General features: G+C 42.5%; 12 protein-coding genes. All 12 read right to left on the bottom strand.

The genetic code is table 11. The features are described from left to right. Positions 1-11: 11 nt before the first annotated feature. The 12 genes from FYJ75_RS00770 to FYJ75_RS00715 all read right to left on the bottom strand — a co-directional run bounded on the left by FYJ75_RS00770 (position 12) and on the right by FYJ75_RS00715 (position 13220). The gene (locus FYJ75_RS00770) at positions 12-797 is read right to left on the bottom strand and encodes a CPBP family intramembrane glutamic endopeptidase (RefSeq protein ID WP_154427846.1); all 786 of its coding nucleotides are present in this window, start codon (positions 795-797) and stop codon (positions 12-14) included. Between the two features lie 19 nt (positions 798-816). After that, complete coding sequence (locus FYJ75_RS00765; RefSeq protein WP_154427844.1) at positions 817-1464, bottom strand: HAD hydrolase-like protein; 648 nt, start codon at positions 1462-1464, stop codon at positions 817-819. 35 nt (positions 1465-1499) lie between these two features. Next, positions 1500-2327, bottom strand: coding sequence for a 2-amino-4-hydroxy-6-hydroxymethyldihydropteridine diphosphokinase (gene folK, locus FYJ75_RS00760; RefSeq protein ID WP_154427842.1), 828 nt, complete (start codon positions 2325-2327; stop codon positions 1500-1502). A gap of 24 nt (positions 2328-2351) precedes the next feature. Further along, positions 2352-3161: a dihydropteroate synthase gene (gene folP, locus FYJ75_RS00755; RefSeq protein ID WP_154427840.1), complete on the bottom strand. Its 810-nt coding sequence runs from the start codon at positions 3159-3161 to the stop codon at positions 2352-2354. A 20-nt stretch (positions 3162-3181) separates the two neighbouring features. Then, complete coding sequence (folE, locus tag FYJ75_RS00750) at positions 3182-3736, bottom strand: GTP cyclohydrolase I FolE (protein WP_154427838.1); 555 nt, start codon at positions 3734-3736, stop codon at positions 3182-3184. Then, positions 3715-5025 carry a bifunctional folylpolyglutamate synthase/dihydrofolate synthase gene (locus FYJ75_RS00745; RefSeq protein WP_154427836.1) on the bottom strand — a complete coding sequence of 437 codons (1311 nt, stop codon included), beginning with the start codon at positions 5023-5025 and terminating at the stop codon, positions 3715-3717. Before FYJ75_RS00745 ends, folE begins: the two co-directional genes overlap by 22 nt. Next, the gene (locus FYJ75_RS00740; protein WP_154427834.1) at positions 5025-7262 is read right to left on the bottom strand and encodes a DNA gyrase/topoisomerase IV subunit A; all 2238 of its coding nucleotides are present in this window, start codon (positions 7260-7262) and stop codon (positions 5025-5027) included. Before FYJ75_RS00740 ends, FYJ75_RS00745 begins: the two co-directional genes overlap by 1 nt. Before the next feature lie 13 nt (positions 7263-7275). Next, positions 7276-9198, bottom strand: coding sequence for a DNA gyrase/topoisomerase IV subunit B (locus FYJ75_RS00735; protein WP_154427832.1), 1923 nt, complete (start codon positions 9196-9198; stop codon positions 7276-7278). Between the two features lie 20 nt (positions 9199-9218). After that, positions 9219-10307, bottom strand: coding sequence for a PucR family transcriptional regulator (locus FYJ75_RS00730; RefSeq protein WP_154427830.1), 1089 nt, complete (start codon positions 10305-10307; stop codon positions 9219-9221). Positions 10308-10454: 147 nt separating this feature from the next. Continuing rightward, the gene (locus tag FYJ75_RS00725; RefSeq protein WP_154427828.1) at positions 10455-11567 is read right to left on the bottom strand and encodes an ABC transporter ATP-binding protein; all 1113 of its coding nucleotides are present in this window, start codon (positions 11565-11567) and stop codon (positions 10455-10457) included. Positions 11568-11762: 195 nt separating this feature from the next. Further along, positions 11763-12197, bottom strand: a complete 435-nt coding sequence (locus FYJ75_RS00720) for a dUTP diphosphatase (protein WP_154427826.1) — start codon at positions 12195-12197, stop codon at positions 11763-11765. A gap of 9 nt (positions 12198-12206) precedes the next feature. Next, positions 12207-13220: an NAD(P)H-dependent glycerol-3-phosphate dehydrogenase gene (locus FYJ75_RS00715; RefSeq protein ID WP_154427824.1), complete on the bottom strand. Its 1014-nt coding sequence runs from the start codon at positions 13218-13220 to the stop codon at positions 12207-12209. Position 13221: the final 1 nt, after the last annotated feature.

Here is a 13221-nt window from a genome sequence, read left to right as displayed (position 1 = left end):
TTCATATTATTTTATTGATCGATATTACTGTTTTTTCTTCGCAGATAAAAAACAAGAAGTATGATCCCTGACGCAAGGCATCCAATTGAAAACAAGATATTTCCAACTCCAACTTCCGCAGTCTGTTGTAAAAATCCGGTCTCTGTACGGATAACTGCAATCCCGTTCGCTGTCATATGCGCAACAACCGCTCCGTACATATGTCCACTTTTTTCCATGCACAGTGCAAGAACAATTCCAAGCAAAAATGCATAAACAAACTGTACAACATTAAAATGAACAGCTCCAAATATCACTGCTGAAATCAGGATAGCCGGCACCAGATTCATCATCCTGCGCAGTCTTCCATAGATGACACCGCGGTATAAAAGTTCCTCTAAAAGAGGCGTCACAAATGCAGACCCTAAAAGTTCAAGTCCCATTGAGCTTGCATAAAATGCCTGGTTCATCTGAAGATACGTTTCTGATAAATGTACCAGTGGTGACATCTGAATGATATTGTTCAGGCCGATTCCAATTAATGCCGCAATCGGAATGATCCAAAACACATTTACCATGTGTTCCTTTGATATCCATGGCTTGGGCTTTAATATTCCCATCATGATCTGATCCTGTCGGAAAAACCGATATACAAACGGAATTGTAAAACAGCTGGCAACGATCTGACAAAGCATATACGATTCATTTGACGGACCAAACAGCATCTGTGCCAGAAACATTGCAATATTGGCAACAACAAAGTAAATACCAAGGGGATATACAATCTCCCATATTTGAATTGGCAGTGTTTTCTTCATATCTTCTCCTGCTTTCTTTCTATGATAACTTATGGACCAGCTCTGGGATTTCAGAAAAATGATTGCAGAGTACAGCTCCTGCTGCTGTCATCTCCTCCACATCTCCAAATCCAAAAGATACCGCAATGCACGGAATCTTATATGCATTTGCCCCGTTTACATCAAACATCGTATCCCCGATCAGACACATTTCATCTGCGGAAAGTTCATTCCATCTGCGAAATACTTCTGCAAGTACTTCTTCTTTCGAATTAATCTTTCCATCCATTGTCGCACCGACAACATCATCAAAATATTTCAAAATATCAAAATGCGCAAGAATCCTTCTGCAGGAAATCTCCGGTTTGGAGGAAGCCATTCCGATCCGATATTCCTGCTCTTTTAATTTCCTTAATGTTTCCCGTACCCCGGGATATAAAGAACACTCAAAAATACCAATTGCATTATATCGTTCCCGGTATTTTTCAACCGCCTTTCGCGCTTTTTCACGCGGAAACCCATAGATCTTTTCAAACGAATCAATCAGTGGCGGCCCGATAAACGTGCGCAGCACCTGCTCATCCGGTTCTTCCATTTCAAAATAATCCAGTGCATATCTTACACTTTTGGTAATTCCCTCCGAGGAATCGATCAGTGTTCCATCGAGATCAAACAAAACTGCTTTCATATGGCTCCTTTTATATGTTCTGCTGTATTTTTCTTCTATTCCTGTGGTATGCTCTGGACTTGGTCTAAAAGCTGTTTTACCGTTTGTCCAAGGATTGGATGTCTGTAATTCGGACATAACTCGGCTAACGGCTTTAAAACAAACTCCCGGTTCTGCATGTCCACATGTGGAATGATCAGGTCTTCGCTGTCATAGACCTCCCGGTCGTAAAATACGATGTCCATATCCAAAGTTCTTGGTCCCCACACAATGACACGTTTCCGGTCTGCATGCTGCTCCACTTCATGCAAAAATGCAAGAAGTTCCTCCGGAAGTAACAATGTCTCAAGGAAAAGACATCCGTTCAGAAAAACATCCTGGTCTACATAACCATATGGTTTCGTCTCCAATAACTGTGACACCTTTACATTTCGAATAAGCGGATGTTCTTTTATCTCCTGAATTCCTTTTTCAATATATGCCTTTTTGTCTCCCATGTTCGAACCAAAAGACAGATATGCCCTGTGCCAGGCTCTCTCCATGGTAACCGAAACGTTTTCAAAAGGAAGTCCGATCGGTGCATGTGGCTTATCCAGCTTAAGTTCTACTTTTTCAAGCTGTTCATACCGAAGTAAAAGTTTCCGGCAAAGTTCTTCACACGCTTTTTCAATCAGATCATAGGAATCGCTTTTAAATTCATCTGTCATAAACTGGCAGACTTCCGCATAATTTAACGCATCACGAAGTTCATCGCTTACCCCAGCCTTATGACAGTCCACAAAAAGCTTTGCATTCAGATAAAAATCCTGTCCGTTTTTCTTTTCTTCTTCCAGTACTCCATGATGTGCAAATACCTTAAGTCCGGTAATTGTAATATAATCCATATCCTGTGCCTTTCTGTGGTCCGGTTATTTGTATGCCAGTATTGCATTCATCATACGGATCGCACGTGCATTTTCTTTCACATCATGAACCCGGACAAATGCACACTTTTTCTGAACCGCATAAACAGATGTAACAATCGTTCCCTCTACTCTCTGATCAGAGGGAAGATCCAGTGTAAGACCGATCACGGATTTTCTGGATGTTCCAAGTAAAACCGGATAACCAAGTTCCATCAGTCTGTCTACTTTTGCGATTGCTTCGAGATTATTCTCATAACTTTTGGCAAATCCAACACCTGGATCAAGAATAATCTTATCATCCTCAATACCTGCATTTTTTGCAATTGAAATCGTCTCGCTGAGGTCATCTAACATGTCCTTCATAAAGCTCTTGTATTCTGCATTCTTTCTGTTGTGCATCAGACAGCATGCAACGTGATGATCCGCGATCACCTGAGCCATCTGTTCATCGTATTTCAGTCCCCATATATCATTCACAAGATCTGCACCAGCTGCAACGGTTGCTTTTGCGACCTCGCTTTTATATGTGTCAATAGACACCGGCACGTCAAAGTTTTTTTTCAAAGCCTCGATTACCGGCACCGTACGTTCGATTTCTTCCTGATCTGAGATCTTCGTATATCCAGGTCTTGTGGATTCTCCGCCAACATCAATAATATCTGCGCCATCCCGGATCATCTCTTCTGCATGAGCCAATGCAGCGTCCAGATGGTTGAACTTTCCACCATCCGAAAAGGAATCCGGTGTCACATTCAGGATTCCCATAATGTATGTCTGTGTTTCTGTGTCAAATACTCGATTACCGATCTTCATTTTATTACTCCTATTTCTTTCTATCTCACCATCTGGAAAAATCTGTTCTGCAGTTTTTCATCTTCTTTAAACTGACCGCCCATTGCAAACGTCACTGTTTTGCTGCCCGGCTTTTTGATTCCACGCATTGTCATACACATATGCTCTGCCTCGATCATCACGATTGCTCCCTTCGGGTGCAGATTCTCCATAAGCGCATCGCAGATCTGTTCTGTAAGCTGCTCCTGAATCTGCGGACGTCTCGCATACACCTCCACAGTACGCGCCAGCTTACTGATTCCAACTACTCTGCCATCCGGAATATATGCCACGTGTGCTTTTCCATAAAATGGCATAAAGTGATGTTCACATGTCGAATAAAATGGTATATCTTTCTCGATCACCATCTCTGAATTGTCTGTAGAAAAAGTCTTTGACAGCGGCTCCTTTGCATCCATCTCAAGTCCGGCAAAAATTTCTTCATACATTCTTGCGATACGATCCGGTGTACCAACCAGTCCTTCTCTTTGGGGATTTTCTCCGATGCCTTCTAATATCAGGCGTACGCCCTCTTCTACTTTTGTTCTATCAACCATTGTTGTACCTCCTGTTTCAGCTGCCCCAGATAGGAAAGAGACCCAAATGCAAGTACAGGTCTTTTCTGTGCCACAGCTTTTGAAACCGCTTCTTTTATCGTCTCACAGCATGTCACATTCTCATAATACTGACATGCTTCCTCTGCAAGTCTGCTTCCTTCCATTGCCCTTCCATTGTCTGGAGTGACTGTATATACGCACTTTGCGTAAGGGGACATAATACGAAGCATTTTCTCATGTTCCTTATCAGCAAGTACCCCTATTATATAAGTTATCGGAATATTTGTAAAACAATTTTCCACTGTTTTTGCCAGCTGCTTTGCCGCGTCCTCATTATGCGCTCCATCGATTACGATAAGCGGATCCGTACTGATCACTTCAAAACGACCGGCCCATCTGCATTTTGCAATGCCATCCCGGATCACCTGCCAGATCCTTCCGTCATCCTTTTGGAACGGCTCCTTCCAGAGCTGCTCCTGTATTCCAAGAAAAACCTCGATCGCAAGCGTTGCATTTCTGACCTGATAAGCGCCCGCCATCGTTGTTTGAAATTCTTTTCTTTTGTATGTAAAACTCATTTTTCCAGGCTGTTCATCCAGAATACGGATGTGCTGCGAATCCGCAAAAACAAGCGGACATTTCTTCTCTTTCGCCTGTTCTTCGATCACCTTCCGCACCTGCGGTTCCTGCCCTGCTGAAAAAGCCGGGCAGTTTTCTTTCAGTATTCCACATTTCACAGTTGTGATCTGCTCTAACGTATCTCCAAGAAACTGCATATGATCCATACTGATTGTCGTAAGCACAGATGCGACTGGTTTTCTGATCAGGTTCGTAGCGTCTGTCAAACCACCCATCCCGGTTTCTAAAAGTACAACGTCCGGTTTCTTCTGGTAAAAGTATAAAAATGCAGCTGCTGTCTCCACTTCAAAAACAGTCGGATAACTTCCACCTTTGGATACGACAATGTCACAGGCCTCTTTTACCTGTGACATAATCTGTGCATATTCGGTTTCCGACATATGACTGCCATCATATTGCCATACTTCAAGTGGCACAAAAACAGCCGGTGAGCAATATCTCCCCACATGTAGTCCAGCTTCCCGGAACATGGATGCAAGATAAGCACCTACCGATCCCTTTCCGTTTGTACCGGCAATATGTATGATTGGAAGCTCGTCCTGAATGTTAGAAAGTTCCGCCATCAGCGCGCGGATACTTTCCAACCCAAGAACACTTCCTGATCTGGATACATTTTGTATATAATCTCTGGCTTCGCTATATGTCATCATTATTTCTTAACCCCTTTTGTATCACGGTTTCCAACATGAAGCCGATGAAGTGCCACTTCTTTGCCTTTTACTTCTACGCTCTGTTCGCTTCCTTCTGGCAGCATATAAATATCTGTCAGGGCATCGTCAAGAGCAAGTTTCATTCCTCTTACGCCAACAGCACCTTTCTTCTTCTCTGGAATACTGTCCGCTTCGATCCGTAAAAACATATCCCTGCCAGACCGCATTACGATCGTCTCTCCACCGGTAAGCGGGTACACAATAAGAAGCTTATCTTCTTCTGAAAGCTTCGTTGCAGCCGTCGTACGTTTTGCGACATCAAACTCTGTTCCATCTACCAGTTTCAGCATCGTCTGCTTCGTTCCAAAAAGGACTTTTCTGTCTGCAAGTGCTGAAAGGCTGTACAATCCAATCACATTTTCTTCCCGGCTGTCATAATTACTTAAATTATCGATCGGAGTTCCCTTGTCACGCAATCGTCCAAACGGAATGTCCTGCACTTTTAACAAATGCATATTACCGGTATCCGTAAAAATACAGATCTTATCTGTATTACGGCAGATAAAGAAGGTTTTATTTTCAGATTCAACAGCTTCCCGGTTGCGTTCGTAAGTCGATACATCGATGGTACGGACATATCCAAAGCGATCCATTAAAAATACAACATCTTTTTCTTCGATCTTCTTTTCCGCAACAACTGCTTCTTTCAGATTGTCGATTGCGGTCTTTCTAGGAGTTCCGTATTCTTTGATATACTGTTTCAGTTCTTTGATGATCACCTTTGCCATGGAAGAACGGTGTTCCAGAATATCCTGATACTGTGCAATCTTTGCAAGTGTCTCTTCATGTTCTTTCATGAGGGCTTCGATTTCCAGTCCAATCAGCTTATACAGACGCATTTCAAGAATGGCACTGGCCTGTCTCTCCGTAAAGCGGAGTTTCGATGCCATTTCTTCGGATTCTTTGGATTTAAACCGGATATTTCCAGTTTCTCCCGTCATCAGACATGCTTTTGCATCTTTGACATTCTTGCTGCCACGAAGTATTTCAATGATCAGATCTATGACGTCACATGCTGCGATCAGACCTTCCTGAATCTCTTTTTTATCCTTTTCCTTGGCAAGAAGTGTTGTATATTTTCTCGTCGCGATCTCATACTGGAAATTTACGTGATGTCTTATGATCGGAACAATGCCCATTGTCTCTGGTCTTCCATCCACAACCGCAAGCATATTTACACCAAACGTATCTTCAAGCTTTGTTTTTTTGTACAGCAGATTCTCCAGAGCTTCCACATCTGCACCTTTTTTCAGATCCAGAACAATACGGATTCCCTCTTTGGAAGACTGGTTTGTAATATCTACAATATCACTTGTTTTTTTTGTTTCAACAAGGCTGTAGACATCATTTAAGAACTTTCCGATGTTCGCTCCGATCATCGTATACGGGATCTCTGTTATGACAAGGCGGGTCTTTCCACCCTTCATCTGTTCTACTTCGACTTTTCCACGCACTTTGATCTTACCGGCCCCGGTGGAATAGATTGCAAGCAGATCGTCCTTATTAGCCACAATTCCTCCCGTTGGAAAATCCGGTCCCGGAATATATTCCATCATCTGCTCGGTATTAATGTCCGGATTTTTCATGTATGCAATGACACCGTTTAACACCTCTGTAAGATTATGCGGCGGAATGCTTGTAGCCATACCAACCGCAATTCCTTCTGCACCGTTAATCAGAAGATTCGGAACTTTTACCGGAAGAACTGCCGGTTCTTTTTCTGTTTCATCAAAGTTTGGAACAAAATCCACGACATTTTTGTCCAGATCTGCAAGGTATGCTTCCTGCGTGATCTTCTGAAGCCTTGCCTCTGTATAACGCATCGCAGCGGCGCCATCGCCCTCGATCGATCCAAAGTTTCCATGTCCGTCAACAAGAGGAAGCCCTTTTTTAAAATCCTGCGCCATAACGACCAGCGCATCATAAATAGACGAATCTCCATGCGGATGATATTTACCCATGGTATCTCCGACAATACGGGCACTCTTACGATATGGCTTGTCATAGCGAATGCCAAGTTCATACATATCATAAAGCGTTCTTCTTTGTACCGGTTTCAGTCCGTCCCTGACATCCGGCAACGCACGGGCGATAATAACGCTCATCGCATAGTCAATATATGATTTTTGCATCAGTTCCGAATATTCGGTCTGAATAATATTGCTTTGTTCCTGCATACTCTGTCCTCTCCTATACGTCTAACTCTGCATCACGGGCGTGATCATAGATAAATGCTTTTCTTGGCGGAACATCTGTTCCCATGAGCATTGCAGTGACATCAGACGCAAGTCTTCCATCCTCAATCTCAATTCGTTTCATCATACGGGTCTCGGGATTCAATGTGGTTTCCCAAAGCTGTTCCGCGTCCATTTCACCCAGACCTTTATATCTCTGTAACGTAAAGTTACCTGTATGCGTCTTCCGATAACGTTCTAATGCCGCATCATCATAAAGATATTCTTCTTCTCCCTTAGACGGAATCACCTTGTAAAGCGGTGGCATCGCCACATATACATGTCCCTCAAAAATAAGTTCCGGCATAAAACGGTAAAACAATGTCAGAAGAAGGGTTGAAATATGTGCACCATCGACGTCGGCATCTGCCATAATAATAATCTTATCATAGCGGAGTTTTGTGATATCGAAATCATTGCCATATCCTTCCGAAAAGCCGCAGCCAAATGCATTGATCATGGTCTTGATTTCAGCATTGGCGAGTACCTTGTCAATACTTGCTTTCTCAACATTCAGAATTTTACCTCGAATTGGCATGATTGCCTGGAACATACGGTTTCTTGCCATCTTGGCAGAGCCACCGGCAGAATCTCCCTCCACAATAAAAATCTCGCACTGGGAAGCATCTCTGCTCTCACAGTTTGCGAGTTTTCCATTGGAATCAAATGAAAACTTCTGCTTTGTCAGAAGATTGGTTTTGGCCTTTTCCTCTGTCTTGCGGATCTTTGCAGCCTTTTCTGCACATCCGATCACTGTTTTTAAAACTTCCAGGTTCTTATCAAAATAAAGCTGGATCTCTTCACCGACAATCTTGGAAGTTACACGTGAAGCATCCTGATTATCCAGTTTTGTTTTCGTCTGACCTTCAAATCTCGGGTCTGGATGCTTAATGGAAATCACTGCAGTCATTCCATTTCTTACATCAGCGCCGGTAAAGTTCGGGTCCTTTTCTTTCAGGATTCCCAGCTCTCTCGCATAGGAATTAATAACGGTTGTAAATATCGTCTTAAATCCCGTGATATGAGTACCGCCCTCTGCGTTATAAATATTATTACAAAATCCAAGAATATTCTCATGGAACTCGTTGGTATACTGAATTGCAGCTTCAACCGTAATTCCTTCACTTTCCCCTTTAAAATAGATGACTTCATGAAGTACTTCAAGGTCTTTATTCATATCCTTCACAAAACCAACAATTCCATCCGGCTCATGATACTCAATATGCTCTGTTTCATCTCCTCTGCGGTCTTCATATACGATCGTAAGTGCCGGATTTAAATATGCAGTCTCATGAAGACGGCTTTTTACCTCATCTTCCTTAAATCTGGTTTTTTCAAAAATCTCCGGATCCGGTAAAAAATTAATTTTTGTTCCGGTCTTTTTGGTCTTGCCGATGACAGGAAGCAGACCATCCACAAGATCAACCACAGGTCTGCCCTGTTCATAGCGATCGTGGTGAATATATCCATCCCTGCTAATCTGTACGTCAAGATAAGTGGAAAGCGCATTTACAACCGAAGATCCTACTCCATGCAGACCTCCGCTCGTTTTATATGCAGCATTGTCAAATTTACCTCCAGCATGAAGTGTAGAAAATACAACGCGGGCAGCGGATACTCCTTTTGCATGCATTCCAACCGGAATTCCTCGTCCGTTATCTTCCACTGTACAGGAACCGTCCTTCTCCAGGGTGACATAGATTGTATCACATGCTCCTGCCAGATGTTCATCGACAGAGTTGTCTACGATCTCATAGATCAGATGATTCAGACCTTTTCTGGACACACTTCCGATATACATTCCCGGACGTTTCCGGACTGCTTCAAGTCCTTCCAGTACCGCAATACTATTTGCATCGTATGATTGTTTATTCGCCATACTTACCTGTTGCTCCTTTTCTACTTCTTCTGGTCTCTCATATGTGCCAGAACCATTACCGCAATACGGAACGTCATAGCATCATCAAATGTACGGATATCCAGTCCGATAGACTTCTCAATCCGTTCCAGTCTGTACACAAGTGTATTCCTATGTACATATAATTGTCTCGCTGTTTCAGAAATATTCAGGTTATTCTCGAAAAACTTATTGATTGTGGACATCGCCTCTTCATCATCCAGTACTTCGGGAATCTTATCTCCAAATACTTCTTTGATAAACATCTCACATAAACTCATCGGAAGCTGATAGATCAGACGTCCGATTCCAAGTCTGCCATAGGAGATTGTATCACATTCTGCATAGAATACTCTTCCTACTTCAAGTGCCATCTTTGCTTCCTGGAAAGAATCTGTGATCGCTGGAATCTGGGTTACCACATTGCCATAACCCACACGTACCTTGATCATCGCCTCCATGTGAAGATTATCCACAAGGAGCTTTGCAATCTCATCCAGCCCTTCTTCCAGTTCGCCTTCCGGGATATCCGAAACATCCTTCACCAGAACGACACTGTGTTCATCTACGCTGGTAACAAAATCCTTAGTTTTTACATTGGAAAGGTTCTTGACAAGCTCCATTGCATCATCATTCCCTTTCCTTCCGGTATCAATCACAAATACAACCCTTGGACTCTGCTCAATATGAAGCTTTCTTGCTTTTGCAAAAATATCCACAATCAACATATTTCCAAGGAGAACATTCTGAATAAAATTATTACGGTCAAACTGTTCTACCGAACTCATAACAAGATTCCGGATCTGACACACAGCCATTCTTCCTATCGTGTACGCGATCTCGCCTGTTTCCTGCAGAATGAGTACATACTCGGTATCGTTCTCGATCACGATCTTAAAAAACTGATACTGCTGAAATGTCTGCTGATCTGCCATCGAATGGCAAAAATCCTGTACGACCGTCTCCAGCTGCACTTCTGTATCAGCTGTCGCAGCAACCTCTTTTCCTTTGCTGTTAAATAACAGCATGTCCATCTTGGTAATTTCTTTCATTTCATCTAAGGTATTTTGTAATTTCTGATGTGATAGCATATCGACCTCTCCTGTTAATCCATCTGATTGCAACCATTACTTTTATTTATAACATACCGAACATTTGTTTGCAAGTTTTACACTAGAAAACTGGGTGTAAATACTCACACCCAGTTTCATTATTTACAACTATTTAATTCTATCTGACTAGTTTGTAATTGTCAATTCTGTTTCTTTGTCGAAAACATGAATCTTCTTAGGATCGAAAGCAAGTTTAACCTTGTCACCCATACGAGCTGGAGTATTAGAAGCAACTCTTGCTGTCATGTTTGCACCAGCAATTGTGTAGTACAGTAATACTTCTGCACCTAATAACTCATATCCTGTAATCTCAACATCAACTGTGTTGTCTCCAGCTTTCTCGATTACTTCCGGATCATCGCTGATATCTTCTGGTCTGATACCTAAAACAACTTTCTTTCCAGCATATCCGCCATCGATTAATTTCTTAGCTTTCTCTTCTGGTAATTCAACAACATGTTTGTCAAATTTCAGGGAAGCTTTTGCTCCTTCAACGATGCAGTCAGCATCAATGAAGTTCATCTGTGGAGATCCGATGAATCCAGCAACGAATAAGTTATCTGGCTCATTGTATAATTTCTGTGGAGAATCAACCTGCTGGATAACACCATCTTTTAATACAACGATTCTTGTTCCCAGTGTCATAGCCTCTGTCTGATCATGTGTTACGTAAATGATTGTAGCACCTAATCTGTTATGTAATGAAGCGATCTCAGATCTCATCTGTACACGAAGTTTTGCATCCAGGTTTGATAAAGGCTCATCCATAAGGAATACTTTAGGATTACGTACAATTGCACGTCCCATGGCAACACGCTGTCTCTGTCCACCAGATAAAGCCTTTGGTTTACGATCTAATAATTTCTCAAGGTCAAGGATTCTTGCTGCTTCCTCAACTTTTTTCTTAATCTCATCCTTTGGTACTTTTCTTAATTTTAATCCGAATGCCATATTATCAAATACAGTCATATGTGGATATAATGCGTAGTTCTGGAATACCATTGCGATATCTCTGTCTTTTGGCTCAACATCGTTCATAAGTTTTCCGTCGATGATCAGTTCACCGGAAGAAATCTCTTCCAGACCAGCGATCATACGTAATGTAGTAGATTTACCACATCCTGATGGTCCTACGAAAATGATGAATTCTTTGTCTTCAACTTCAAGGTTGAAATCTTTAACAGCTTCAAAACCGTTAGAGTATACTTTGCAAATGTTCTTTAATGATAAACTTGCCATTTTAAAAAACCTCCCTGAGTGTCTTTCTTGTAGTATTGTTCGTCCTGCCGGACTCATTTGATATATTTATAATACATGACATGCCCCATCTTGCCTATTGGCAAAGTGCCAAAGATTTTTTCCTCTTCTTTGTCATTTTAACGAAACAGGGCTGATCCCGGATATATTCCCGGATCAGCCCTGTTTTTCTTTCGTTTATTTTACACCAGTGCTTCCAAATCCGCCTCTGTCAGCATGACCAAGGCTTTTTACTTCCTCAAATATAATCTTTGGCTGATTTTCCACAATCCGAAACTGTGCTACCCTGTCATTTACATGGATTACCGTATCTCTTGTCGCATAAACCGGCATTCTCCACATATCATTGTCTCCGCAGTAGGAACCATCAACCACTCCGACGCTGTTTGTCTGAAGTAATCCCCAGTTCTTAAATGTTGAACTTCTTGGTGCAATATGTGCCTCATATCCCTCTGGCAGTTCCATTGCCACCCCAAGCGGGATCATCTTATACTCTCCCGCTTTCAGTTCTACTTCCTCTGATGCACGCAGATCGATCCAGTCTGATTTTCCTTCAATATAATCCAGCTTTTCGATTGCGTCTGTAAAATATTTGATGCGAATTGTTTCCATCTGTATCTCCTATACCTCCCAGTCAAGGATCTCATTTTCCACTCTCTTGTCGCGGAGCATAAGATCCGAAACTGCTTCTTTCGCCGGTTTGTTTTCAAACAATACCCGGTTCACTTCCCGAATAATCGGGAGTTCCACATCACACCGGTCAGCAAGTGCCAGAGCTGCTTTTGCTGAATAAATGCCTTCTACAACCATCTTCACTTCTTTGGTTGCTTCTTCCATGGTATATCCCTGTCCCATCAGCATTCCTGCTTTCCGGTTTCTGCTGTGTTTGCTTTCGCAGGTAACGATCAGATCCCCGATTCCGGTAAGTCCGAAGATTGTCTCATTTCTTGCGCCCATTTTCATAGCCAGCCGTCCGATTTCAGTGATTCCTCTTGTAATCAGCGCCGCCTTTGTATTATCTCCATATCCGAGACCGTCTGCCATTCCCGCTGCAAGTGCGATAACATTCTTTAAAGCACCACCAAGTTCCATTCCAAGAATATCCGGACTCGTATATACACGGAACACTTCATTCATAAATGTATCCTGTATGCATTCTGCCGTCTTTCTTGTCTTCGCTCCCGCAACAACGGTTGTCGGCAGTCCGATTCCAACTTCCTCTGCATGAGAAGGTCCACACATAACAGCAACATCCGCACACGGAATCTCTTCCTCTACAATATCCGAGAGTGTCATCAAAGTATCCTCTTCAATGCCTTTGGCCACGCAGACTATGATCTGCCCTTCTTTTACAAAAGGAGCCATCATCTTAGCCGTGCTCCGGGTAAATACCGAAGGGACCGCAAGGATCAGCATCTCAGACGCTTCAATTGTCTCTTTCAATTCTGTGGTAAATGTAATGCTTTCCGGCAAAATAACTCCCGGAAGCTTATCTGCGTGTTCATGTTTTTCCTTTAACATTGCGATCTCTGATTCAACGATTGACCACAATGTGACCTTTTTTCCGTTATTCGCAAGGACAAGGGATAATGCGGTTCCCCAGCTGCCTGCTCCAATTACACCTATCTTCTCCATT

Origin of the sequence: Roseburia porci (assembly GCF_009695765.1) — a bacterium.
In the GTDB taxonomy this organism is placed as follows: domain Bacteria; phylum Bacillota; class Clostridia; order Lachnospirales; family Lachnospiraceae; genus Roseburia; species Roseburia porci.
This window is presented reverse-complemented; position numbering and strand designations above follow the sequence as displayed.

Coding starts and splice junctions, on each gene's coding strand:
- FYJ75_RS00770 (WP_154427846.1), bottom strand. CDS start 797: ATGAAGAAAACACTGCCAATTCAAATATGGGAGATTGTATATCCCCTT.
- FYJ75_RS00730 (WP_154427830.1), bottom strand. CDS start 10,307: ATGCTATCACATCAGAAATTACAAAATACCTTAGATGAAATGAAAGAA.
- folE (WP_154427838.1), bottom strand. CDS start 3,736: ATGGTTGATAGAACAAAAGTAGAAGAGGGCGTACGCCTGATATTAGAA.
- FYJ75_RS00745 (WP_154427836.1), bottom strand. CDS start 5,025: ATGATGACATATAGCGAAGCCAGAGATTATATACAAAATGTATCCAGA.
- FYJ75_RS00720 (WP_154427826.1), bottom strand. CDS start 12,197: ATGGAAACAATTCGCATCAAATATTTTACAGACGCAATCGAAAAGCTG.
- FYJ75_RS00765 (WP_154427844.1), bottom strand. CDS start 1,464: ATGAAAGCAGTTTTGTTTGATCTCGATGGAACACTGATCGATTCCTCG.
- FYJ75_RS00715 (WP_154427824.1), bottom strand. CDS start 13,220: ATGGAGAAGATAGGTGTAATTGGAGCAGGCAGCTGGGGAACCGCATTA.
- folK (WP_154427842.1), bottom strand. CDS start 2,327: ATGGATTATATTACAATTACCGGACTTAAGGTATTTGCACATCATGGA.
- folP (WP_154427840.1), bottom strand. CDS start 3,161: ATGAAGATCGGTAATCGAGTATTTGACACAGAAACACAGACATACATT.
- FYJ75_RS00725 (WP_154427828.1), bottom strand. CDS start 11,567: ATGGCAAGTTTATCATTAAAGAACATTTGCAAAGTATACTCTAACGGT.
- FYJ75_RS00735 (WP_154427832.1), bottom strand. CDS start 9,198: ATGGCGAATAAACAATCATACGATGCAAATAGTATTGCGGTACTGGAA.
- FYJ75_RS00740 (WP_154427834.1), bottom strand. CDS start 7,262: ATGCAGGAACAAAGCAATATTATTCAGACCGAATATTCGGAACTGATG.